The sequence below is a fragment of the Streptomyces sp. SAS_270 genome (assembly GCF_052543295.1).
In genome coordinates this window covers 36,183-58,260 of sequence record NZ_JBMNDS010000063.1, presented here as the reverse complement: position 1 = coordinate 58,260, position 22,078 = coordinate 36,183, and the positions used below count along the sequence as shown (strand labels likewise).

The 22,078-nt window shown below is 71.7% G+C and carries 21 protein-coding genes; 10 read left to right on the top strand and 11 right to left on the bottom strand.

Features of this window, described 5'->3' with window-relative positions; translation table 11 throughout:
• The 3 genes from ACN6LB_RS32610 to ACN6LB_RS32600 all read right to left on the bottom strand — a co-directional run.
• A partial coding sequence (locus ACN6LB_RS32610; protein ID WP_445028979.1) for a DMT family transporter occupies window positions 1-934 on the bottom strand: 934 nt, incomplete at its 3' end.
• A gap of 148 nt (window positions 935-1,082) precedes the next feature.
• A complete protein-coding gene (locus ACN6LB_RS32605; RefSeq protein ID WP_445028978.1) occupies window positions 1,083-1,805 on the bottom strand; it encodes an ArsR/SmtB family transcription factor in 723 nt (240 codons plus the stop codon).
• Window positions 1,806-1,884: 79 nt separating this feature from the next.
• Complete coding sequence (locus ACN6LB_RS32600; protein WP_445028977.1) at window positions 1,885-2,535, bottom strand: TetR/AcrR family transcriptional regulator; 651 nt, start codon at window positions 2,533-2,535, stop codon at window positions 1,885-1,887.
• Window positions 2,536-2,636: 101 nt separating this feature from the next.
• Between ACN6LB_RS32600 and ACN6LB_RS32595 the strand changes: the two genes are divergently transcribed.
• The 3 genes from ACN6LB_RS32595 (at window position 2,637) to ACN6LB_RS32585 (ending at window position 4,868) form a co-directional block, all read left to right on the top strand.
• Window positions 2,637-3,788: an acyl-CoA dehydrogenase family protein gene (locus tag ACN6LB_RS32595; protein ID WP_445028976.1), complete on the top strand. Its 1,152-nt coding sequence runs from the start codon at window positions 2,637-2,639 to the stop codon at window positions 3,786-3,788.
• Between the two features lie 59 nt (window positions 3,789-3,847).
• On the top strand, window positions 3,848-4,135 hold the full coding sequence (locus tag ACN6LB_RS32590) for a YiaA/YiaB family inner membrane protein (RefSeq protein ID WP_356147134.1): 288 nt from the start codon (window positions 3,848-3,850) through the stop codon (window positions 4,133-4,135).
• 106 nt (window positions 4,136-4,241) lie between these two features.
• On the top strand, window positions 4,242-4,868 hold the full coding sequence (locus tag ACN6LB_RS32585) for a TetR/AcrR family transcriptional regulator (protein ID WP_445028975.1): 627 nt from the start codon (window positions 4,242-4,244) through the stop codon (window positions 4,866-4,868).
• Window positions 4,869-4,917: 49 nt separating this feature from the next.
• Here ACN6LB_RS32585 and ACN6LB_RS32580 read toward each other — a convergent pair whose 3' ends face one another.
• Window positions 4,918-5,379 (bottom strand): MaoC family dehydratase, encoded by a 462-nt coding sequence (locus ACN6LB_RS32580; RefSeq protein ID WP_356147132.1) that lies wholly within the window; start codon window positions 5,377-5,379, stop codon window positions 4,918-4,920.
• 121 nt (window positions 5,380-5,500) lie between these two features.
• On the opposite strand from ACN6LB_RS32580, the gene soxR reads away from it, so the two are divergent.
• Window positions 5,501-6,013 (top strand): redox-sensitive transcriptional activator SoxR, encoded by a 513-nt coding sequence (gene soxR / locus ACN6LB_RS32575; protein WP_445028974.1) that lies wholly within the window; start codon window positions 5,501-5,503, stop codon window positions 6,011-6,013.
• A gap of 58 nt (window positions 6,014-6,071) precedes the next feature.
• Here soxR and ACN6LB_RS32570 read toward each other — a convergent pair whose 3' ends face one another.
• The gene (locus ACN6LB_RS32570) at window positions 6,072-7,139 is read right to left on the bottom strand and encodes an RNA ligase (ATP) (RefSeq protein ID WP_445028973.1); all 1,068 of its coding nucleotides are present in this window, start codon (window positions 7,137-7,139) and stop codon (window positions 6,072-6,074) included.
• 171 nt (window positions 7,140-7,310) lie between these two features.
• Between ACN6LB_RS32570 and ACN6LB_RS32565 the strand changes: the two genes are divergently transcribed.
• Window positions 7,311-8,045 carry a hypothetical protein gene (locus ACN6LB_RS32565; RefSeq protein WP_445028972.1) on the top strand — a complete coding sequence of 245 codons (735 nt, stop codon included), beginning with the start codon at window positions 7,311-7,313 and terminating at the stop codon, window positions 8,043-8,045.
• Here ACN6LB_RS32565 and ACN6LB_RS32560 read toward each other — a convergent pair.
• On the bottom strand, window positions 7,991-8,719 hold the full coding sequence (locus tag ACN6LB_RS32560) for a 3-keto-5-aminohexanoate cleavage protein (RefSeq protein WP_445028971.1): 729 nt from the start codon (window positions 8,717-8,719) through the stop codon (window positions 7,991-7,993). The two genes, ACN6LB_RS32565 and ACN6LB_RS32560, sit on opposite strands and share 55 nt — an antisense overlap.
• A 153-nt stretch (window positions 8,720-8,872) precedes the next feature.
• On the bottom strand, window positions 8,873-9,475 hold the full coding sequence (locus ACN6LB_RS32555; RefSeq protein WP_356147116.1) for a hypothetical protein: 603 nt from the start codon (window positions 9,473-9,475) through the stop codon (window positions 8,873-8,875).
• A 264-nt stretch (window positions 9,476-9,739) separates the two neighbouring features.
• On the opposite strand from ACN6LB_RS32555, the gene ACN6LB_RS32550 reads away from it, so the two are divergent.
• Complete coding sequence (locus ACN6LB_RS32550; RefSeq protein ID WP_445028970.1) at window positions 9,740-12,529, top strand: penicillin acylase family protein; 2,790 nt, start codon at window positions 9,740-9,742, stop codon at window positions 12,527-12,529.
• 17 nt (window positions 12,530-12,546) lie between these two features.
• Here the strand turns inward: ACN6LB_RS32550 and ACN6LB_RS32545 are convergent, their stop codons facing one another.
• Both ACN6LB_RS32545 and ACN6LB_RS32540 read right to left on the bottom strand, forming a co-directional pair.
• Window positions 12,547-13,857 (bottom strand): serine-threonine protein kinase, encoded by a 1,311-nt coding sequence (locus tag ACN6LB_RS32545; RefSeq protein ID WP_445028969.1) that lies wholly within the window; start codon window positions 13,855-13,857, stop codon window positions 12,547-12,549.
• Between the two features lie 81 nt (window positions 13,858-13,938).
• Window positions 13,939-15,201, bottom strand: a complete 1,263-nt coding sequence (locus tag ACN6LB_RS32540) for an exo-beta-N-acetylmuramidase NamZ family protein (RefSeq protein WP_445028968.1) — start codon at window positions 15,199-15,201, stop codon at window positions 13,939-13,941.
• A 173-nt stretch (window positions 15,202-15,374) separates the two neighbouring features.
• Here ACN6LB_RS32540 and ACN6LB_RS32535 point away from each other — a divergent pair, with 173 nt between their 5' ends.
• From ACN6LB_RS32535 to ACN6LB_RS32525, 3 genes are read left to right on the top strand one after another with little or no spacing between them, the layout of a single operon-like run.
• Window positions 15,375-16,139, top strand: a complete 765-nt coding sequence (locus tag ACN6LB_RS32535; RefSeq protein WP_445028967.1) for an SDR family oxidoreductase — start codon at window positions 15,375-15,377, stop codon at window positions 16,137-16,139.
• Window positions 16,136-17,800 carry a class I adenylate-forming enzyme family protein gene (locus ACN6LB_RS32530; protein ID WP_445028966.1) on the top strand — a complete coding sequence of 555 codons (1,665 nt, stop codon included), beginning with the start codon at window positions 16,136-16,138 and terminating at the stop codon, window positions 17,798-17,800. Before ACN6LB_RS32535 ends, ACN6LB_RS32530 begins: the two co-directional genes overlap by 4 nt.
• Before the next feature lie 56 nt (window positions 17,801-17,856).
• Window positions 17,857-18,450 carry a TetR/AcrR family transcriptional regulator gene (locus ACN6LB_RS32525; RefSeq protein WP_356143480.1) on the top strand — a complete coding sequence of 198 codons (594 nt, stop codon included), beginning with the start codon at window positions 17,857-17,859 and terminating at the stop codon, window positions 18,448-18,450.
• A 1-nt stretch (window position 18,451) separates the two neighbouring features.
• On the opposite strand, the gene ACN6LB_RS32520 is transcribed toward ACN6LB_RS32525, so the two are convergent.
• Window positions 18,452-19,177: a response regulator transcription factor gene (locus tag ACN6LB_RS32520; RefSeq protein ID WP_445028965.1), complete on the bottom strand. Its 726-nt coding sequence runs from the start codon at window positions 19,175-19,177 to the stop codon at window positions 18,452-18,454.
• A 26-nt stretch (window positions 19,178-19,203) separates the two neighbouring features.
• Window positions 19,204-21,267, bottom strand: a complete 2,064-nt coding sequence (locus ACN6LB_RS32515) for a sensor histidine kinase (RefSeq protein ID WP_445028964.1) — start codon at window positions 21,265-21,267, stop codon at window positions 19,204-19,206.
• 177 nt (window positions 21,268-21,444) lie between these two features.
• Here ACN6LB_RS32515 and ACN6LB_RS32510 point away from each other — a divergent pair, with 177 nt between their 5' ends.
• Window positions 21,445-22,017, top strand: coding sequence for an LGFP repeat-containing protein (locus ACN6LB_RS32510; protein ID WP_356143474.1), 573 nt, complete (start codon window positions 21,445-21,447; stop codon window positions 22,015-22,017).
• Window positions 22,018-22,078: the final 61 nt, after the last annotated feature.

The window sequence follows — 22,078 nt, the reverse complement described above, 5'->3', positions numbered from 1 at the left end:
CACCGACCTCGACCGGTTCGGCCCCCGTGCCGGCACGGACCCGCGCCCGAGACCGGGAAACCGCCACCCCCGCCAGACACAGCAAGCCCCCCGCGAGCGTGAGCAGCCCCGGCACCTCGTCAAGCACCAGCCAGGACATCAGCACGACCAGCGCGGGCACGGCATACGTCGTGGCACCCATCCGGCTCGCGGTCGTCCGGGCAAGTGCGTACGCCCATGTCGTGAACGCCAGCGCGGTCGGGAAGAAGCCCAGGTAGAGCATGTTGAGCGTCGCGGAGACGGGCGCGTCGGCCGCGTCGTGCACCAACTGCCCCGCGAAGGGCAGACACACCACGGCGCCGACCAGGCAGCCGAACGTCGTGACCTGCAGCGCACTCGCCCGGCCGAGCGCGGGCTTCTGCGCGACGACCCCGGCCGCGTAGCCGACGGCCGCCAGCAGACACAGCACCACACCGAGCACCGACGAGCCGCCCCCGCCGGACATCGACAGCCCCACGGCGACCGCGCCCGCGAACGACACCGCCATGCCCGCCAGCAGCCGCGGCGGCATGGCGTCGCCGAGCAGCCGCGAGCCGAGGAGGGCTATGAGGATCGGGCCGATGTTCACGACCAGCGCGGCGGTACCGGCGTCCACCTGCTGCTCGCCCCAGTTGAGCACCACCATGTAGAAGCCGAACCACAGCAGCCCGGATATCGCGATCCCGCGCCAGGCGGCCCTCGGCGGCCAACCCTCCCTGCGCACCAGGCAGATGGCCCCGAGCGCGACGGCTCCGGCCAGCAGCCGGCCGAGAGCCAGTGCGCCCGGCGAGTACGCGGCTCCCGCGCTGCGGATCGACACGAAGGCGGAGGCCCACAGCACGACGGTGACCGTGGCGGCGCCCGCGGCGAGCAGTTCCGCGCGACGGCCGGGGACGGACGGGGGCGTGTTCATCATGCTCCTGAGGCTAGAGGTGAGGTACGACAATCACTCGCGAATTTCGGACGCCTTGCTGGTCCCGGCGCCCTGCAGGCAGGCGCCCGGGTTGTACGGTGCCTTCTCGGCGGCGCCCCGCCGTACGGCGCCGGCCCGCCCGGCGCCGGGTTCAACGCAGTGCGTCCGCCTCGATCCCCAGCAGCTCGGCCAGCACCCGTTCGCCGTCGTCCGTGACCTTGACGGCCCGCTCCGAGCCGATGCGCACGCACCAGCCCGCGTCCAGGGCATGGCGGCACAGGGCGGCGCCCGCGATGCCCGCGAGGTGCGGCCGGCGCTCGGTCCAGTCGAGGCAGGCCCGCGCCAGCGGCCGGCGGCCGGCCGGTTCGAGACCGATACCGGCGTCCGCGAACCAGCGCACTCCGGCGTCCGTGAGCGCGAACCCGGTGTCCTGACGCAGCAGTCCCCGCCCGGTCAGGGCATCGGTGACCGCGATGCCGAGACGCCCGGCCAGATGGTCGTAGCAGGTGCGGCCGCGGGCCATCGCGGAACCGGCGCCGGCGGCGCGCAGCGTCCGCGGCCGGGCGGCTGCCGGTGCGACCTGGGCGGCGAGCTCCTCCACGAGCTGCGCGACGCGGGAACCGGCCAGGCGCACATAGCGGTGTCTCCCCTGGCGTTCCTCGGTGAGCAGCCCGCCCGCGACGAGCTTGCCGAGGTGCTCGCTCGCGGTCGAGGGGGCGACGCCCGCGGACCGGGCCAGCTCACCGGCGGTCCAGGCCCGCCCGTCGAGCAGCGCGAGCAGGAAGGCGGCACGCGTCTCGTCGGCGATCAGCCCGGCGAGCGCTGCCAGCCCGGGGGCGGTGGGATCCTTCGGCCTCGTCATGCCACCCAGCATGCGACACGAATGGTTCGGTGCTCACCGAACTATCGAAGACACAGCCGAAGGCGCCCGGGCAACGGCCCGGAGTCGCAGCTCACGCCCCCTGCGCGAGCTGCACGTACTGCTGGCTCAGCCCGTCCAGCAGCGCCGTCAGCCCCGTCTCGAAGGCCCGCTCGTCGATCTTCTCCTGCTGGTCGGCGAGGAGGTGGGCCTGCCCGAGGTGCGGGTAGTCGGCGGGGTCGTACGCCGTCTCGTCGTCCACGAAGCCCCCGGCGAACGAGCCCAGCGCGGAGCCCATGATGAAGTACCGCATCAGCGCGCCGATGGAGGTGGCCTGTGCGGGCGGCCAGCCCGCCTCGACCATCGCGCCGAAGACGGCGTCCGCGAGCCGCAGTCCCGCGGGCCTGCGGCCGGGACCGCGGGCGAGGACCGGGACGATGTTCGGGTGGTCGCGCAGGGCGGCCCGGTAAGAGACGGCCCAGTCGTGCAGGGCGGTGCGCCAGGCGCGGCCGTCCTCGAACATCGACAGGTCGACCTGCGCGCTCACCGAGTCCGCGACCGCTTCCAGGATCTGGTCCTTGGTGGCGAAGTGGTTGTAGAGGGACGGCCCGCTGACCCCGAGTTCGGCGGCGAGGCGGCGCGTGGACAGGGCCGTGAGGCCCTCCGTGTCCACCAGCGCCCGTGCCGTGTCCACGATGCGGTCGGTGCTCAGCAGGGGCTTGCGCGGTCGGGCCATGGCGCACATAGTAGGGCTGCACCTAAAAACTAGCAGTGCTAATTTAATGTGTGACTTTCGATGGATTTCCCAACGGCTTCCAAGACACGTTCTCTGTGGGGTGACTCGGCATGAACCTGGAGCTCAGCGAGGAGCAGACCGCCGTACGGCAGCTCGCCCGGGACTTCGTGGACCGGGAGATCGCCCCCCACGTCATCGCCTGGGACCGCGCGGAGGAGGTCGACCGGGGCATTGTGAAGAAGCTCGGCCAGGTCGGGTTCCTCGGGCTGACCGTCGACGAGGAGTACGGCGGTTCGGGCGGCGACCACCTCGCCTACTGCCTGGTGACCGAGGAACTCGGCCGCGGCGACTCCTCGGTGCGCGGGATCGTGTCCGTCTCGCTCGGGCTGGTCGCCAAGACCGTCGCGGCCTGGGGGAGCGAGGAGCAGAAGCGGCGGTGGCTGCCGGGGCTCACCGCGGGCGAACTGGTCGGCTGCTTCGGCCTGACCGAACCGGGCACCGGCTCCGACGCGGGAAACCTGTCCACGCGGGCCGTCCGTGAGGGCGGCGACTACGTCGTCAACGGCACCAAGATGTTCATCACCAACGGCACCTGGGCCGATGTCGTGCTGCTGTTCGCCCGCTCCATGGACGCCCCCGGCCACCACGGCGTCTCCGCCTTCCTCGTGCCGACGGACACCCCGGGCCTGTCCCGCCGCACCATCCACGGCAAGCTCGGCCTGCGCGGCCAGGCCACCGCCGAACTCGTCCTTCAGGACGTGCGCGTCCCCGCCTCGGCCATGCTGGGCCCGGAGGGCAAGGGCTTCTCCGTCGCCATGTCCGCGCTCGCCAAGGGGCGGATGTCGGTGGCGGCGGGCTGCGTCGGCATCGCCCAGGCCGCCCTGGACGCGGCGGTGACGTACGCGACCGAACGCGAGCAGTTCGGGAAGACCATCGCCCACCACCAGCTCGTCCAGGAACTCCTCAGCGACATCGCCGTGGACGTCGACGCGGCACGCCTGCTGACCTGGCGGGTCGCCGATCTGATCGACCGCGGGCTGCCGTTCGCCACCGAGTCCTCCAAGGCCAAGCTCTACGCCTCCGAGGCCGCCGTGCGCGCCGCGAACAACGCCCTCCAGGTGTACGGCGGTTACGGCTACATCGACGAGTACCCGGTCGGCAAGCTGCTGCGCGACGCCCGCGTGATGACTCTCTACGAGGGCACCAGCCAGATCCAGAAGCTGCTCATCGGACGTGCGCTGACGGGGATTTCGGCCTTCTGAGTACGTTCCTGAGTACGCCGACGGATGTGGCCGCCGCCTCGTGCGGCGACGCTGTCCCCATGAGTGAGACACCGGTCAAGCAGCAGTCCACGGCGGCCTTCTACGGCCAGGCCGTGGCCTCCTTCGCCGTCGCCATGGCGGCCACCTCCATCGGCATCTTCCGGCTGCACGCCGACGCCTGGGTGCGCGGCTTCCTCGCCATCGCCGTCCTCTACCTGGTGACCTCGTCCTTCACCCTCGCCAAGGTGATCCGCGACCGGCAGGAGGCCGGGCAGATCGTCAGCCGCGTCGATCAGGCCAGGCTGGAGAAGCTGCTCGCCGAGCACGACCCCTTCGAGAAGATCTGACGGTTTCGCCGCTTTCGTGCGGCCCACGGCGCTGAGCGGGCACTCTAAGCGCTCGCTCACCTTCGGAGGTATGGTGTTCGTCATGCCACTGGAAGGGGCGCGAGCGATGAGTACGGCGGAGGAGACGGCCGGCGGCGAGGCGGCGCCGTGGGCCGAGGTCACCCCGGACGCGGCACGGCGGCTGCTCGTCGCCGCCGTCGAGGCCTTCGCCGAGCGCGGGTACCACGCGACGACGACCCGGGACATCGCGGGCCGTGCGGGCATGAGCCCCGCCGCGCTCTACATCCATTACAAGACCAAGGAAGAGCTGCTTCACCGGATCAGCCGGATCGGCCACGAGAAGGCCGTGGAGATCCTGCGAACGGCCGCCCAGGGCGAGGGCGGCGCGACCGAGCGGCTCGCTGACGCCGTCAGCTCCTTCGTCCGCTGGCACGCCGGCGGGCGCACCACCGCCCGCGTCGTGCAGTACGAACTGGACTCGCTCGGCCCGGACGCCCGCGCCGAGATCCTCGCGCTGCGTCGCCAGGCCGACGCCGAGGTGCGCGGGATCATCCAGGACGGCGTGGCGGCGGGCGAGTTCGACGTGCCCGACATCCAGGGCACCACGCTCGCCGTGCTCTCCCTCTGCATCGACGTGGCCCGCTGGTTCAACGTCAACGGCCCCCGGACGCCCGACGAGGTAGGCGCGCTCTACGCCGACCTCGTGCTGCGCATGGTGGGAGTCAAGGGCTGACCCGGTGCGTGCCCCCGCCCGGGGCCCCCACCGGACGCCGTGGCGCGACTCAGAAGTAGAAGCGCGACACCGACTCCGCCACGCACACCGGCTTGTCGCCGCCCTCGCGCTCCACCGTCACCGCGGCCGTCACCTGGACACCGCCGCCCGCCTCGGTGACCTCCTTGAGGACCGCGGTGGCGCGCACCCGGGAGCCCACCGGTACGGGGGCCGGGAAGCGGACCTTGTTCGAGCCGTAGTTGACGCCCATCTTCGCGCCCTCGACCCGCATCACCTGCGGAACCAGTGCGGGCAGCAGCGACAGTGTGAGGTAGCCGTGCGCGATCGTCGTGCCGAACGGGCCCGCGGCCGCCTGCTCCGGGTCCACGTGGATCCACTGGTGGTCGCCGGTGGCGTCCGCGAACAGGTCGATCCGCTTCTGGTCGACCTCCAGCCAGTCGCTGTGGCCCAACTGCTCGCCCACCGCCGCCGTGAGCTCGTCGGCGGATGTGAAGATCCTCGGGTCTGCCATGTTCCTGGCCTCTCGCGTCGCGGTGTCTCCGACTGTATGTCTAAGCAACTGCTTAGCATGGTCGGACGGGAAGCCCATGTCAACGAAACCGCGGTGTGACGCAGTAGGTAGGGTTCGAGGGATGCCCCAGATTCCCGAGAAGATCCACGAACTCACGGTCGGCCAGCTGTCGGCCCGCAGCGGCGCCGCCGTCTCCGCCCTGCACTTCTACGAGTCCAAGGGCCTGATCAGCAGTCGCCGCACCACGGGCAACCAACGCCGCTACTCCCGTGACGCGCTGCGCCGTGTCGCGTTCGTACGGGCCGCGCAGCGCGTCGGCATCCCTCTGGCCACGATCCGCGAGGCGCTCGCCGAACTCCCCGAGGAACGCACCCCGACCCGGGAGGACTGGGCCCGCCTCTCCGAGGTCTGGCGGATCGAACTCGACGAGCGCATCAAGCAGTTGAACCGGTTGCGCGACCACCTCACCGACTGCATCGGGTGCGGCTGTCTCTCCCTGGAGGGCTGTGTGCTCTCCAACCCAGACGACGTCTTCGGTGAGCGGCAGTCCGGCTCCCGCCTCATGGTGGAACGCCGTACCAACGGCCGACCCGACCGGGCCGTGCAGCAGAAGGAGCCCGAGGACTGCCGCTGAGCAGCCCCCGGGCCGGACGCACCCGCGCGGGCGGCGGCGCGCCGTCATGCGTGCTCCCTCACTCGTACTCCGTGCCGCCCTTCCGCGTCAGATACGCCGGGCTGACCGCCTTCGCGATCGCCCGGCCGCCGGTCACCGGGCTGTACCGCTCGGGGGCGGGACGGATGACGACACCTTCGCGCAGGTGCAGCTCGCGCCCGGAGACGGTCTCCCGGCCCGAGGCGATCTCCAGGACACGGCCGATGTCGTACGGGCCCTCGTACAGCCTTGGCACGAGCGGCAGTTCACCCTGCAGCAACTCCGCCGCGTCCAGCCAGCGGACCTCGCCGTCGATCTCCGCCGACACGTCGAAGACGGCGTAACCCAGCGACTCGCGGCGGCCGTCCGCCCCGTACGTCAGATCCTGTACGCCCGCCCCGTACACCTCGCCGAAGATCCCGACCCGGCGCGCGCCGAGCCGCTCGGCGAGCCGGGCCGCGGCCTGCGCGACCCCGTGGCCGTGCACGGCGCGCCAGTACAGGTTGCGCGGATCCTCGCGCAGGGCAAGAGACTTGGCGCCGAAGCCCTTCGACGAGACGTGCACACGGGCCTCGTCCGCGAGGTAGGTCAGCAGGCAGGCGGAGCCGTGCAGCTTCTCGGTCAGGACGACGGGCTCGCCCGGCGTGAAGATGTCCGGATAGCGCTGGATGTTCTCCATGTCGACCCAGGGCAGCAGATCGGGCGCGACCTCGACTTCGCCGTTCATGGTGGGCGGGATCGGCGGCACCCACTTGACGATGCCCAGCGCCTCCGCGAAGTCGGCGTCGTCCTCGGCGGCCCGCGCCAGGTCGACGTCCGCGAGCGCCTTCGGCCGGCACACGATTCCCTGCGACAGCTCGCCGCGCAGCCGTACCGCCCTGACGCGGTCGGACCTACTGCCCGCGAGCCGTCCGGTCAGCCCCAGCTCCTCGACGAGCGGGGCCGGGAGCACGGCCTGCTCCGGAATGTAGACGGCGGTCTCGCCGGTGCGATACGCCCCCTTGGCGACGACGGCCCGGTACAGGCCCACCTGGGCCAGCTCCAGTGCGTCGGCGTTGGGGTGTTCGTGAATGGTCAGCACTTCGGCGGTGACGCGCAGCGTCGACATCGGGACTCCTCGGTTCCTTCCGCGGGGTTGCTCAGCTGGGTTTCATCACCGCCAACTGTCGGGACGGGAAAGGGGTGGAGCGAGAGATTTTGTGCCTGGTAATGTCGCGATCTTCGGTCGGCGGACCCCGCTGGTCCCGCCCGGTCCGGAGTCCTGACAGGACCGACTCGCATGCGTTCCACCGCGCTTGACGCCGCACTCGTGGCCATCGACGCCGCCTTCGACGGCTGCACCAGCCCGGGCGAGACCGGCTGCGGCCGCTGCCACTCGCCCGAGGAGACCGCTTACCTGCGCACTCCGCACGTCGCCGTGCCGATGGACGTGGTGCGGATGTACGTCTACGAAGTCAGCGATCACTTCGACGACCACGCCGCCGCGATGCGTCGACTGCTGCCGCAGGCGGCGCGGGCGATGGCCGACGGCAGCCTGGAGGGGATCGGCTGGGGAGCCCATGGCCTGAGTCGGGTCAACTGGCGCTGCTGGCCCGCCGACCAGGCCGCGGCCGTCGAGACGTTCGTGCACACCTGGTGGCAGGACGTCCTCGCGACGCCCGAGCCGCCGTACCCGGTGGAGGCCGTCTTCGAGACCTGCGCGTCGATCGCCCGGACCGTGACCCCGTTCCTCGACGGGTGGGCCGACGGCCCGGTTGCCGACAGGCACCTCGCCGCCTGCGCCGACGAGTGGCTCTACCATCTGCTCTCCGACCTCTCGCCCTTCGACTGGTGGTACGACGACAGCAAGGACGCGGCCGTCGCGGACCTGCGGGCCTGGCTGTCCCGGCATGCCGCCCCGCGCCTGCGCGCCTGCGGACAGCCGGATCCGGCCATCCGGTCCGAACTGCTCGCTCTCCCTTACGACGAGCGCTGGGCGCATCCGTACTGGGCCACCGCCTCGGCCACCAACTGAGCGTTGGACAGCGCCCGTTGCCCGTCCGGCAGGACCAGTGTGTCCTCCAGGCCGATACGCGTCGCGAGTCCCAGCCGACCGGCCAGCCGCAGCACCGGCCAGGCGCCGCCCTCCTCGCCGTGCAGCAGCACCGGGCGGCCGGGGCCGCTGCCGAGGCCGGCCAGAAGAGCGCGGGCGGACCGCACGGCCGTCGCCGCGTCGGTGTCGGTCACCTCGGCCAGTACGCGCAGCACCCGCGACCGGAGCGGCGACACCGCGAACCGCGCCGCGCCGTCCGTGCCGGACCACAGGCCGGCCTCCACACCGATCCCGCGGTCCAGCAGGGCCGCCGCGACCTCCTCGGCGCCCGGCTCGTGCCAGTTGACCGAGGCGTGGTCGGGCAGCACGGTCCAGGAGCGGACGCGCTCCACCCGGGCCGCGGGGTCAGGATCGGCCCACGCGCCCGTGGTCACACCGATCGGGACCCGCACCTGCGCGCGTATCGCCACCAGGGTGGCCGCGACCGCCTTCGGCGAGAGGGTGTCCTGTCCGCAGGGGGACTTGGGGTGGACATGGACATCCGAGGCCCCGGCCGCGACGGCCTCGGCCGCGGACCGGGCCATCGCCACCGGGGAGAGGGGCACGACGGCACCGTCGACCGCCCCACGCGCTCCGTTCAGACAAACCTGCACCATGCCTCGAATGGTGCCGGCCGCCACTGACAACCCGGCCGATCGCGGACCGCAGGTCACCGACCGCCGTCCGCAGGCCGCCCTCTGCGGGTCAGGGCGCGGCAGGCACCCGCACGGGGGGTGCGGCTTCGTGATGCGCACGCACCCCCGTCGTGCTCATGCCGACATCAGCAACGGCCCGCGCCTGGCGTCCGCCAGGGCCTCGGACGTCAGGACGGGCCGCGGCACGACGATTCCGCAGCGGGTGCACACCGGGCCGGAAGAGGGCTCATGGGCCAGGTCGTACCTCCAGGTGAGGCGCTCGCCGCCGCACACCGGGCAGCCGCCGCCCGGCTCGCGCTCCAGTGCGGCGATCAGCCGGCGCAGTACCTCGGCCAGTGGTTCACGGGGGTGGATCCTCGGGTCGTCGCACCAGGCGACACCGAACCCGCCCCAGGTCAGCCGGTGCCAGTCGTCGACCGTGCCCGGCCTGCGCAGCCCGTCGTGCTTCTCCTTCTTGCGACGCTGCGCGAACTCGACCTCATAGGCGAGCCAGACGGAGCGGGCCTCCTCCAACTCCTCCAGTGCGGCCACGAGCCGCGCCGGATCGGGGGAGCGGTCCTCGGGGCCGAACCCGACCCGGGAGCACAGGTGGTCCCAGGTGGCCCGATGCCCGTAAGGGGCAAACCTCTCAAGGCACTTGCGCAGTGAGTACCGCCGCAGCGCCAGATCGCACCTCGGATCTCGCACCTGTCTCGCCAGACTCCGGAAACCGGCCATCGCCCTGCACCTCCGTCACACCTGCACCTGTACTTCGGTTACCTCGGCGTCGTCGAACGGACGTCGCCGAATAGACGTATCGACAAGCGATTCGGCTCCATCCGATTTCCGATGACCTCCATCAGCGGGCCGCGAGGACACCTCGGACGGCTGCCGTTTCTCGCGTGTCTGCCGTGACGACTCCAAAAAGTGACGCATGTTCATCTTCTATCTCGGGGCTACCGGCGGTAACGTCCCGCCCACCCCCGTAGGGAGGAAGTTGCCATGCCACGGCGCACCCCACGTACCACCCTGGACAGACTGAGAACTCCCCACAGATTCCCCGGGTTCCTCAAGGCCGCATCCGTATGCGCCCTCATTGCCGGTCTCTTGTCTCCGCTTTCCCAGGCATCTGCCGCGAACACGGCCGCGACCGCCGCGAACGACTACTGCGGCGGCCAGTGCTCCGACATCCTCCCGCCCGGCGAGAACGGCAACGCCACCCTCGCCCAGATCCTCCTCAACCAGGCGTTCGGCACCCAGCCCGATCACGCCGAGGACCAGCTCGCGCCGTACGGCAACCTGCCCTCGGGCTATGCCTCGCTCACCGACGCGAAGATCAACAACTTCTTCAACGACGCCTCCTTCGGGGTCGCGTCCGACCAGGTCGCCTCGACCACGAAGCCCGGCGGCCGCAGTGACGTGACGATCGTCCGCGACAAGAAGACGGGCGTCCCGCACATCACGGGCACCACCCGCTACGGCACGGAATACGGCGCCGGGTACGCGGCCGCTCAGGACCGGCTGTGGCTGATGGACGTCTTCCGGCACGTCGGACGCGGCCAGCTGACGTCCTTCGCGGGCGGTGCGCCCTCCAACCAGGGCCTGGAGCAGGAGTTCTGGCGCAACGCGCCCTACACCGAGGCCGATCTGCAGGCCCAGATCGACCGGGCCATCGCCGACAACGGCGCGCGCGGCCAACAGGCCCTCGCCGACGCCAACGCCTACCTCGACGGCATCAACTCCTACATCGACGCCTCCGACAGCGGGCGGTACTTCCCCGGCGAGTACGTCCTGACCGGCTGGAAGGACTCCATCACCAACGCCGGCACCATCAACCACTTCAAGCTCACCGACCTGGTCGCGCTGGCCTCGGTGATCGGCTCGCTGTTCGGATCCGGCGGCGGCGGCGAGGTCAACAACGCCCTCTCGCTGATCGCCGCGCAGTCCAAGTACGGCGTCGCCGAGGGCACCAAGGTCTGGGAGTCCTTCCGCGAGCGCAACGACGCCGAGGCGGCCCTCACCGTCCACAACGGCGAGAGCTTCCCCTACGCGACCAAGCCCGACGACCCGCAGGGCGAGGCGCTGCCCGACGCCGGCTCGGTCACCCAGGAGCCGCTGGTCTACGACCGCACCGGCAGCGCGGCCACGGCAAGCGCCACCGGCGCGTCCACCGCGGCGGCCAGGACGTCGCTCACTTCCGCCAAGCGCGGTATGTCCAACGCCCTTGTGGTGAGCGGCAAACACACCGCGAGCGGGCACCCGATCGCCGTCTTCGGCCCCCAGACCGGCTACTTCGCTCCACAGCTGCTCATGCTGCAGGAGATCCAGGGCCCCGGCCTCAGCGCACGCGGTGCCTCCTTCGCGGGCCTGAGCATGTACGTCGAACTCGGCCGCGGCCAGGACTACTCGTGGAGCGCCACGACCTCCGGCCAGGACATCATCGACACCTACGCCGTCGAACTGTGCCAGGACGACTACCACTACCTGTACCACGGCACCTGCACGGCCATGGACAAGGTCGAGCAGACCAACTCGTGGAAGCCGACGACCGCCGACGGCACCGCCGCGGGTTCGTACCGCATGCAGGTCTACCGGACCAAGTACGGCCCCGTGGAGTACCGCGCCACGGTCGGTGGCAAGAAGGTCGCCTACACCACCCTGCGCTCCTCCTTCATGCACGAGGCCGACTCGATCATCGGCTTCCAGATGCTCAACGACCCGGACTACGTGAAGAGCCCGGCGACGTTCCAGAGCGCGGTGCAGAACATCAACTACACCTTCAACTGGTTCTACGCCGACTCCGCGCACACCGCGTACTACAACAGCGGCAACAACCCGGTGCGCGCGAGCGGCGTCGACGCCGAGTTCCCGGTCTGGGCGAGGGCGGCGTACGACTGGAAGGGCTGGAACCCGGCGACGAACACCGCCACGTACACCGCGCCCTCCGCCCACCCCAACTCCGTCGACCAGGACTACTACATCTCCTGGAACAACAAGCAGGCCAAGGACTACACGACCGCGTCCTGGGGTGACGGCTCGGTCCACCGCGGCAACCTCCTGGAGGACCGGGTCAAGAAGCTCGTCACCGCGGGCGGTGTCACCCGCACCGCTCTGGTGAAGGCGATGGCCGACGCGGCCCTGGCCGACCTGCGGGCCGAGGACGTGCTGCCAGACCTGCTGAAGGTCGTCAACAGCTCGACGGTCACCGACTCCACGGCCGCGGCGGCGGTCAGCAAGCTGTCCGCCTGGATCTCGGCCGGCGCCAAGCGCACGGAGACGTCGGCGGGTTCGCACGCCTACGCCAACGCCGACGCGATCCGCATCCTGGACGCCTGGTGGCCGCTGCTGGTGAAGGCCGAGTTCGAACCGGGCCTCGGCAGCGACCTGTACGCCGCCTTCGGCAACAACATCCCCATCGACGAGTCGCCGTCGGCCGCGCACGGCCCGACCGGCGCGCACGCCGGAAGCTCCTTCCAGTACGGCTGGTGGAGCTACGTCGACAAGGACATCCGGACCGTGCTGGGCGAGTCGGTGCAGGGCGGCCTGGCGCACACGTACTGCGGCGGCGGCAGCCTCAGCGCCTGCCGTGACCTCCTGATCAGCACCCTGAAGGACGCCTCCGGCAAGTCGGCGTCCGCCGTCTACCCGGGCGACGACCAGTGCTCGGCGGGCGACCAGTGGTGCGCCGACTCGATCGTTCAGCGCACGCTCGGCGGCATCAAGCACGGCAAGATCACCTGGCAGAACCGTCCGACCTACCAGCAGGTGGTGGAGTACACCTCGCACCGGTGACACCGAGTGGCGGCGGGTCAGACGATTCGGCCCGCCGCCAGCACCACCTGGGCCAGTTCCTGGTGGCAGATGTCGCTGTGGGCCCCGGCCGGGGGCCCGCCCCGGTTGACCACCGCGGCCGCGTCGATGTTCACGCAGCCCGCCGCGGGCAGCTTCGCCCGCAGTGCGTCGGCCAGCTTGAGGGAACGCGTGCCGTCCACCGCCTGCACCCCGTCGTGGCCCATCGCACCCCATTTGGCGCCCAGCAGACGGCCCAGGTCGAAGCCAGCGAGTGACGCGTCGTCCCCCGACATCCGTGAGGCGAGCGGGTAGATGGTGCCGAGCGACGAGTCGAAGTGGGAGTAGCAGCACACCAGGGGCCCGTCGATGCGCTTGTGCTGGCCGTGCAGGACCCCGCTCGCCCGGGCGTCGTGCGGCAGCCGTGCCGCGAACGCGTAGTGCGAGAAGGCCCCTTGGAGCAGCGTCACGGACTTCACCGTGCGCACCCCGTCGGGCAGCCCGCGCAGCGCGAACGAGACCAACCGGGCGCCGAAGCTGTGCCCGACCAGGTGCACCCGCACCCCGGGCGCGGCCGCGGCGAGCTGGCCGACCACTCGCCCGAGCCCGCGCTCGCCGACGGTTCCGGCGCGCCGCTTCATCGCGAAGTACGTGGCCTGGCGCAGCAGTTCATGGGCGCCGTCCCATGGGTTGGGCAGTGCGAAGCCCTCCCCTCCTGGCGCCTCCAGCTGCGCCAGCGCCTGTGCGAACTCCTCACAGGCCGCCGCGGGATGCGAGAACATCTCCGGCTCGCTCTCCGGCGCCCCGTTCGCCAGCGTGTCCGCGGTGAACAGCGCCTGCGGCCCCGGCGGGACGACGTCCACCAGCATGCGCACCAGCCGCCCGAACTCCTCCAACTCCGCTTGTTCGCCAGGCTGTTGGTCCAGCAGTCGAGTGAGCTGGTCGATCACGGTGGCCCGGCCGGGGAACGTCTCCAGCAGCGCGTGCCGCGTGTCCTTGTCCAGCACCGGACGCGGCGGCAACTCGGCGGCCACCGACCGCGGGAAGTCCGGGATCGGCTCGTCCGAGAACCGCATGGACGGCCATACGACCCCCACGTAGCCGATCCGGGCCGTCGGTGCGAGGCCGGGGATCGGCGCGAAGTAGCGGCTGTAGAGGCGGGTCGCGCCCGAGCGGTCGTTGTTCCAGCCGTGCGCGAAGACGATCAGGTCCTGGACGCCGCGCTGCGGGATCTCGGCGAGCAGTCGATCGCGCTCGTGCCCGTCGGCATCGCCGTCCGCGTCGAAGGTCAGTTCCCAGTAGGGAGTCACACTCATTGCCGACTGTGCCATGACAGTCCCCCTCGTCCCCCGTAGTGGTGCGATGTGGGCGCATCGTCCTGCTACCGGGCGGGGTTGGCCATACGTCACGACTCACTTGTAGATGAGGTATTCCTTTCGAATCCTCCGGAACGCGGCCAGTTCCTCCTGCCAGCCCGCCACCACCTCGTCGGTGCTCGCGCCGGCGTCGATCATCGTGCGCACCCGGGTGGAACCTGTCAGCTTGTCGATCCAGTTGTCGGACCGCCAAGCGAAGCCGCTCCACACCTTCCTGGCGCTCACGAGAAGCGCGATCCCGGTGCGCACGGGGTCGTACGCGGCCCTGTCGTGCACATGGATCTGCACGCCGCCGATCGTCTTCCCCTGGAACTTCGAGAAGGTCGGCGCGAAGTACGCCTCCCTGAAGTGCACGCCGGGCAGGCCGAGTTCGTTCGCCGCGGCCGCCCACTTCCCGTCGATGCCCTCCGCACCGAGCAGCTCGAAGGGGCGGGTCGTGCCGCGCCCCTCCGAGAGGTTGGTCCCCTCGAACATGCAGGTCCCCGCGTACACGAGGGCGGTGTCGGCGGTCGGCATGTTCGGGCTCGGCGGGACCCAGGGCAGGCCCGAGGCGTCGTGGAACTCCGACCGCTTCCAGCCCGTCATGAGTACGGTGCTCAGCGCAACGGGCGCGGCGAGGAACTCCCCGTTGAACAACCGCGCGAGCTCCGCGACCGTCATCCCGTGCGCCTGCGCGATGGGCTGCCGTCCGACGAACGTCGCGAACTCCTTGTGCAGGACGGGCCCTTGGGCCGCGCGCCCGGTCATCGGGTTCGGCCGGTCGAGCACCACGAAGCGCTTGCCCGCGAGCTGGGCTGCCTCCATGCAGTCGTACAGGGTCCAGATGTAGGTGTAGAAGCGGGCGCCCACGTCCTGGATGTCGAACACGATCGTGTCCACGCCCGACGCCGTGAAGATGTCGGCGAGCGGCTGCCCGCTCTTCAGGTACGTGTCGTAGACGGGCAGTCCGGTCGCCGGGTCGTCGTAACGGCCCTCCGAGCCGCCTGCCTGCGCGGTGCCGCGGAAGCCGTGCTCGGGGCCGAAGACGGCGACCAGGTTCACGCGCTCGTCGGCGTGCATGACGTCGACGATGTGGCGGACGTCGCGGGTGACGCCGGTCGGATTGGTGACGACGCCGACGCGCCGGCCGTCGAGGAGCGCGTAGCCCTCCGCGGCCAGGCGCTCGAAACCGGTGCGGAGCCCGCGGCCGCGCTCGGCCGCGGCGGCTGACGACGGCGCCGGCGCCGCGACCGCGACGGCCGCCGTGGTCGCGGCGAGCAGGCCTCGTCTGGACAGGCTCCTGCGTCCGGACAGGTTCATACGGTGACCTCCGTGTTCCCTGCGGCTGTCATGACCACGCACGCTAGCGCGCGCGGCGGCCGCGGAGAACGAACGTGACCGAAGCGCCCCTTCCGTCGGTACATACCGACTGGTTAGTCTGGCATCGCAGCAGTGCTGATCGACTGGTGTCGATATCGCGTCGAAGGAGACCGATGGTGGAAGCCGTGCAGGATGCGGGAGTGGTCGTCACCGGAGCGGGAGGCGGCATCGGTGCCGCGCTGGCCCGCCGCTTCGCCGCCGAAGGGGCCAGAGTCGTCGTCAACGACCTGGACGCCGCCAAGGCCGCGGCCGTGGCCGAGGAGATCGGCGGCATCGCCGTTCCGGGCGACGCGTCCGCGATCGTGACCGAGGCCCTCGACGCCCTCGGCGGCACCATCGACGTCTACTGCGCCAACGCGGGCCTCGGCTCCGCCGGCACCGAGGCCGCCGACGAGCGGGTCTGGGAGCTCGCCTGGGACGTCAACGTCATGGCACACGTCCGCGCGGCCCACTCGCTGCTCCCCGGCTGGCTGGAGCGCGGCAGCGGCCGTTTCGTCTCCACCGTCTCGGCGGCCGGACTGCTCACCATGATCGGCGCCGCGCCCTACAGCGTCACCAAGCACGGCGCGTACGCCTTCGCCGAGTGGCTGTCGCTGACGTACCGCCACCGGGGCCTGAAGGTGCACGCGATCTGTCCGCAGGGCGTGCGCACCGACATGCTCGACGCCACCGGCAGCGCGGGCGACATCGTCCTGCGGCCGACCGCGATCGAGCCCGACGACGTCGCGGACGCCCTCTTCAAGGGGATCGAGGAGGACCGCTTCCTGATCCTGCCGCACCCGGAGGCCGCCGGGTACTACCAGGCGCGGGCCGCGGACCCCGACCGCTGGCTGACGAACATGAACCACATCCAGCAGAAGTGGGAGGCCGGCCGGTGACCGCCCCGACCTACGCCGACAAGCCCTGGCTGGCCCTGCTCAACGACGCCCAGCGTGGCCCCGTGAGCCCCGCCGACTCCCTGGTGCACGCCCTTCGCGCGGCCGTCGCCGACACCCCGGACCGCGCCGCGCTCGCCTACTTCGACGCCCGGCTGAGCTACCGCGAGCTGGACGAACTGAGCGATTCCGTAGCCGGGCACCTCACCGCCCGCGGCCTGGAGCGCGGCGACCGGGTCGCGATCCTGCTGCAGAACTCCCCGCACTTCGTGCTCGCGCTGCTCGGCGCCTGGAAGGCGGGCGCCACCGTCGTTCCGGTCAACCCGATGTACAAGTCGGGCGAGGTCGGGCACGTGCTCCGGGACGCGGAGGTGAGCGCCCTGGTGTGCTCGGACCGCGCGTGGGAGTCGTATCTGCGCGAGGCGGCCACCGGCTCGCCGGTGCGCATCGCCCTCACCGCCTGTGAGCTGGACTTCCAGACCCGCGGCGACGCACGCGTGCTCGGCTTCGAGCGGCTGCCGCAGGCCGAGGACGCCGACGACCTGGTGACCGTCGCCCGGCAGGGCCACAAGGCCCCCGAGGGCCGCGACGCCGACCCGTCCGACATCGCGCTGATCAGCTACACCTCGGGCACCAGCGGCACCCCCAAGGGGGCCACCAACACGCACGGCAACATCATGTACAACGCCGAGCGGCAGCGGACCGGGCTGGCGCTGCCCGAGGCACCGGTCTACTTCGCGATGGCACCCCTCTTCCACATCACCGGCATGGTCTGTCAGCTCGGCGCCTGCCTCGACAGCGCGGGAACGCTCGTCCTGGCGTACCGCTTCGAGGCGGGCGTCGTCCTCGACGCCTTCGCCGAGCACCGGCCGCAGTACACCGTCGGCCCGTCCACCGCCTTCATGGCGCTGGCCGCCCACCCGGACGTCACCCCGGACCACTTCTCGTCCTTCGTGAACATCTCCTCCGGCGGTGCACCGCTGCCGCCCGCCCTGGTGGAGAAGTTCCGCGCCGGCTTCGGGCCCTACATCCGCAACGGCTACGGCCTGACTGAGTGCACCGCGCCCTGCGCCTCCGTGCCGCCCGGCCGGGAGGCCCCCGTCGATCCGGGCTCGGGCACCCTCGCCGTCGGTGTGCCCGGCCCCGACACCGTCGTCCGCATCGTCGACGAGCAGGGCGCCGAGGTGCCGTTCGGCGAGCAGGGCGAGATCCTCGTCCGGGGCCCGCAGGTCGTGCCCGGCTACTGGCGGCGCCCCGAGGCGACCGCCGAGACGTTCCCGGGCGGCGAGCTGCGCACCGGCGACATCGGCTTCATGGACCCCGAGGGCTGGCTCTACGTGGTCGACCGGAAGAAGGACATGATCAACGCGTCCGGCTTCAAGGTGTGGCCGCGCGAGGTCGAGGACGTCCTGTACACCCACCCCGCCGTCCGTGAGGCGGCCGTCGTCGGGATACCGGACGGCTACCGCGGGGAGACCGTCAAGGCGTACATCAGCCTCCGTCCGGGCAGTGCGGCGGACCCGGACGACTTCGCCGCCTACTGCAAGGAGAGACTGGCCGCCTACAAATACCCGCGTCAGGTGGAGATACTGCCCGACCTGCCGAAGACGGCGAGTGGGAAGATCCTCCGACGGGAGTTGCGTTCGCGTCCGGGCGACGCGTAGAAGCGCATAACCTCGCACGACAACGGATACAGCGATACGGAAGGCAGGTGGCGGCAGTGCCCAGGACGACGGACGGAGACGGTACGCCCGTCCCGCAGCGGCTGCTCGCCGCCGCCACCCGGCTCTTCGCGGAGCGCGGCTACGACCGGACGTCCGTGCAGGAGATCGTCGAGGCGGCGGGCGTCACCAAGGGCGCGCTCTACCACTACTTCGGCTCCAAGGACGATCTCCTGCACGAGGTGTACGCGCGCGTGCTGCGCGTTCAGCAGGAGCGTCTGGACGCCTTCGCGGACGCGGACGAGCCCGTCGAGGAGCGGCTGCGGCGTGCCGCGGCCGACGTCGTCGTCACGACGATCGACAACCTCGACGACGCGATGATCTTCTTCCGCTCCATGCACCACCTCAGCCCCGAGAAGAACAAGCAGGTACGTGCCGAGCGCCGCCGCTACCACGAACGCTTCCGCGCCCTGGTGGAGGAAGGCCAGAAGGAGGGCGTCTTCTCCACGGCCACCCCGGCCGACCTGGTCGTCGACTACCACTTCGGCTCGGTCCACCACCTGTCGACGTGGTACCGCCCCGGCGGCCCGCTGGGCCCGCAGGAGGTCGCCGACCACCTGGCGGACATGCTGCTGCGAGCGCTGCGCCCCTGATTCACCAGCTGTCGTCCTCGGCCTGACCGGGGGAGAGTCCCGCCTCCCGGGCCCAGGCGGCGGCCTCCGCGCGGTCCGCGACGCCCAGTTTGGCTAGGACCGCGGACATGTGGTTGCTCACCGTCTTCGGGGAGAGGCCGAGCCGGACTGCCACCGTCGCGTTGGGCGTCCCCTCGGCGATCAGCGTGAGGACGTCCCGCTCGCGAGGGGTGAGCGCCGGGCACGGGTCGGGCCGCGGCAGCGGACGGCTGAGCTGCCCCAGCACCCGCCGGGCCACCCCGGGACCGAAGATCGCCTCCCCCGCGGCCACCGCCCTGATCGCCCGTACGATCTCGTCCTGGCCCGCCCCCTTGAGCACATAGCCGCGGGCCCCCGCCCGCATGGCCGCGAACACCGAGTCGTCCTCCTCGACCATGGTGAGCATCAGCACCGCCACCGCGGGTGCCACCCGGCCGATCTCCCGGGTCGCCTCGATGCCGTTCATGTCCGGCATCCGGATGTCCATCACGACCACATGCGGCCGCAGCGTCACGGCGGCCCGCACGGCCTCCCGCCCGCCGGCCGCGACCCCGACCACCGACACCCCCGCCGTGCCGTCCCGCACGGACTCCAGCAGCGCGGCGAGCCCGGTCCGTACGACGGGATGATCGTCGGCGAGCACGACACGCAGCGCGCCGGAACCCCCCGTGGCCTCGGCAGCCGTGAACTCTTCGTCCTGCGGTTCCATCCGCGCCTCCCCGGCGTCCCGGCCGCTCACAAGTCCCCCACCGCACCCGCCGTCCCGGCCTCCCCTACCAAGGGCGCCTCGGCGGCGCCCCGTCCCCGTACGCCGTCGCGCGCCAGCGGCAGCACCGCCACCACCCGCCCGCGTCCGGCCACACAGCTGCCGCCCAGTTCCGCGGCCCGCTCCCGCATCGAGGTGATGCCCACGCCGGGCCGCCAGGGCGACTCCCCGTCCTCCCGCGTGCCGTCGTCGCGCACCTCCAGCCGGAGCCCGGCGCCGATCTCGATGCGCAGGTCCACGTGCGAGGCGCGGGCGTGCCGGGCGGCGTTGGTGAGGGCTTCGACGGCGATGCGGTAGGCCGCGACCTCCACGGCGGCGGGGAGCGGGGGCAGCAGCTCCGGAGCGGTCATACGGACGACGAGGGGAGTGCCGTCCGCGCGCCAGGACAGCCGGGCCGAGCGTTCCCGCAGGGCGCCGAGCAGGCCCAGCTGGTCGAGGTCCGGCGGGCGCAGGCCGTCCACCAGGCGGCGGACCTCCCCGACCGCACCGCCGATCTCCGCCCGCAGCTCGGTCAGCAGCGCCGCGGCCCGGTCCGGGGCGAACGCCAGCAGATTGCGCACGGCGTCGGCCTGGAACGCGGCCCCGGCGAGCGTCGGCCCGAGCCCGTCGTGCAGATCGCGGCGGATCCGCCGGCGCTCCTCCTCCCGCGCGGCGACGATCCGCTCCCGGGACTGCTGGAGCTGCCGGGACAGGTCGGTGGCGTGCAGGGCGGCCGCCAGCGGCACCGCGAGCAGTTCCAGGACCGCCAGGTCGGCCGGGGCCGGCTGCCGCTCGCCCGGCCGCAGACCGAGGATCAGTTCGCCCACGGTCCGGCCGTCGTAGTCCAGCGCGACGGTATGCGTGAGCTCACCGCGCGAACCCCAACTGCCGCCCGCCGCACCGGACTCCGTGACCAGGCAGACGTACGGCAGTCGCAGCCCCTCGCCGACCGCCTCCGGCACCGCGCCCACGCCGGTACCCGCCAGTCGCTCCCCGATCCGGGAGACCGCGCGCACCGGATCGTGCCGGTCGCCGTACAGGGCCCGGTCGACCATGGCCTGGAGCAGGCGCCGGGCAGGCTCGAAGACGAGGGCAAGCGCGACCGTGATGAGCGCGGGTCCGATCAGCTCGGGGGCCGGGTCCAGCAACGACTGGAAGAAGGTCACCAAGCCCACGTAGGAGGCGATCACCGCCACCGTCAGCACCCCGTACAGCACGCCCCGGGAGACCACCAGCCGGATGTCGAGCACTTCGTGGCGGAGTACGGCGATGGTGATGGCGACAGGCATCGGCAGTGCAAGCCATGAGACGGGTAGCGGGAATCCGACGGCCAGCAGCACCAGGTTGAACCCCAGCGGCAGCACACCGGCGATCAGCCACAGGAGCTGACGGCGCTCCTGCTCCCCGCCCCGCCGGTAGCGCACGGCGAAGGCGGCGAGGACCGCCGCCAGCACGAGACCGGCCTTGACCAGCTCCACCGTGTGGAGCACCGGCCCCCAGCCGGACGGCAGCGGGACGAACAGCGGCTCGGCCGCGGTGCCGTGGAACAGTCCCCAGTCCGAGGTCGCCCAGACCACGATGTCCAGCGGGGCGGTGACCAGCTGCGCGATCAGCACGGGACGCCACCGGCGGCCGGGCAGCCGGCCGTCGGGGAAGAGGAAGTAGGCGAGGGCGAGGACGGTCGCGGAGCCGGTGATCCAGGTGTAGCGGCCGACCGTCGTGAGCGCCCGCAGCGGCGCGGTCGGCCAGCCCGCCGTCAGCCCCTCGGCCGTCAGCCCGATCGAGAGCCCGGTGAACGCATGGCCGAGACCGAAGGCGAGCAGCAGCCAGCCGAGCGGATTGCGCGGACGGTGCAGGGCGATGAGCGTGCCGCAGACGCCGTAGGCGAATCCCATGGCCAGGTCGACGACCATGTCGTACCGGGTGACGTCGGCCACCGGGACCCCGGCCACGGCCAGCGCGACCGCCCCGACGGCCACCTGGACCAGGGCGAGCGACAGCAGGGCGTACGCCATCACGGTGCGCCGCCGGGTCCGCCCGTACCGGTCCTCCATGCAAGCCATCGTGCTGGCTCGCCGCCCGGGTGTCATGGGAACGGTTCCCGGTCCACCCGGGAGAGATCCCGGTGAGCGCCCGGCGCATCCCTCTCAACTCCCGGCCCGGCGAGGCCCGATGCTCGAAGCAGCGGGCCGGGGGAACGGCTGTCGGTCCGGGAACGGGGGAGAACGACCATGCTTTCAGTGAAACGGCGTCTGGCGGGCCTTGCGGCGGGGTGCGCGCTCGCCGTCGCGGGCACCGCGGCCGTGCCGGTCGCCGCGCACGCCGCGCCCGGAGATTCCATCTGTGTCAACCGCCCGGACGTCGGCGCCAACCGCTACATCCGCGACCACTACCAGCGGCTCGGCGGGGCGGACAGCAAGCTCGGCTGCCCGATCGAGGGCATGGAGACGTTCAGGTCGGGCGGCACGGTGGTGGCGCAGCGGCAGAAGTTCGACAACGGCGACATCGCCTGGTCGCCACGCCAGGGCGACGCGATGGTGGTCACCGCCTGGGAGTACCAGGGCGCCGCGTTCTTCAGCTGGGGCCCCACCCGCCCGTTCGACTACGACCTCTTCCTGGTCCGCTACACCAGTGCGGCCGACGCGTTCGGCACCCAGCGCAGCGCCGTCGGCGGTACCTGGGGCGGGACGCTGGTGCGCAAGGAGACCACGGGCGCCTACACGTTCATCGTCGAGGGCTGCGACGACGGCACCTGGGGCCTGACCTGCAACCAGGGCTGGACGCTGCCCGTGTCCACGCGCTGACCGTCACCCCAGGGGTATAGCGGGGACAGCGGGGGAAACGGGGGAACTCCGGGATCGGGGG

Coding starts and splice junctions, on each gene's coding strand:
- ACN6LB_RS32605 (WP_445028978.1), bottom strand. CDS start 1,805: ATGCTGGGTGGCATGACGAGGCCGAAGGATCCCACCGCCCCCGGGCTG.
- ACN6LB_RS32600 (WP_445028977.1), bottom strand. CDS start 2,535: ATGTGCGCCATGGCCCGACCGCGCAAGCCCCTGCTGAGCACCGACCGC.
- ACN6LB_RS32595 (WP_445028976.1), top strand. CDS start 2,637: ATGAACCTGGAGCTCAGCGAGGAGCAGACCGCCGTACGGCAGCTCGCC.
- ACN6LB_RS32590 (WP_356147134.1), top strand. CDS start 3,848: ATGAGTGAGACACCGGTCAAGCAGCAGTCCACGGCGGCCTTCTACGGC.
- ACN6LB_RS32585 (WP_445028975.1), top strand. CDS start 4,242: ATGAGTACGGCGGAGGAGACGGCCGGCGGCGAGGCGGCGCCGTGGGCC.
- ACN6LB_RS32580 (WP_356147132.1), bottom strand. CDS start 5,379: ATGGCAGACCCGAGGATCTTCACATCCGCCGACGAGCTCACGGCGGCG.
- soxR (WP_445028974.1), top strand. CDS start 5,501: ATGCCCCAGATTCCCGAGAAGATCCACGAACTCACGGTCGGCCAGCTG.
- ACN6LB_RS32570 (WP_445028973.1), bottom strand. CDS start 7,139: ATGTCGACGCTGCGCGTCACCGCCGAAGTGCTGACCATTCACGAACAC.
- ACN6LB_RS32565 (WP_445028972.1), top strand. CDS start 7,311: ATGCGTTCCACCGCGCTTGACGCCGCACTCGTGGCCATCGACGCCGCC.
- ACN6LB_RS32560 (WP_445028971.1), bottom strand. CDS start 8,719: ATGGTGCAGGTTTGTCTGAACGGAGCGCGTGGGGCGGTCGACGGTGCC.
- ACN6LB_RS32555 (WP_356147116.1), bottom strand. CDS start 9,475: ATGGCCGGTTTCCGGAGTCTGGCGAGACAGGTGCGAGATCCGAGGTGC.
- ACN6LB_RS32550 (WP_445028970.1), top strand. CDS start 9,740: ATGCCACGGCGCACCCCACGTACCACCCTGGACAGACTGAGAACTCCC.
- ACN6LB_RS32545 (WP_445028969.1), bottom strand. CDS start 13,857: ATGGCACAGTCGGCAATGAGTGTGACTCCCTACTGGGAACTGACCTTC.
- ACN6LB_RS32540 (WP_445028968.1), bottom strand. CDS start 15,201: ATGAACCTGTCCGGACGCAGGAGCCTGTCCAGACGAGGCCTGCTCGCC.
- ACN6LB_RS32535 (WP_445028967.1), top strand. CDS start 15,375: ATGGTGGAAGCCGTGCAGGATGCGGGAGTGGTCGTCACCGGAGCGGGA.
- ACN6LB_RS32520 (WP_445028965.1), bottom strand. CDS start 19,177: ATGGAACCGCAGGACGAAGAGTTCACGGCTGCCGAGGCCACGGGGGGT.
- ACN6LB_RS32515 (WP_445028964.1), bottom strand. CDS start 21,267: ATGGAGGACCGGTACGGGCGGACCCGGCGGCGCACCGTGATGGCGTAC.
- ACN6LB_RS32510 (WP_356143474.1), top strand. CDS start 21,445: ATGCTTTCAGTGAAACGGCGTCTGGCGGGCCTTGCGGCGGGGTGCGCG.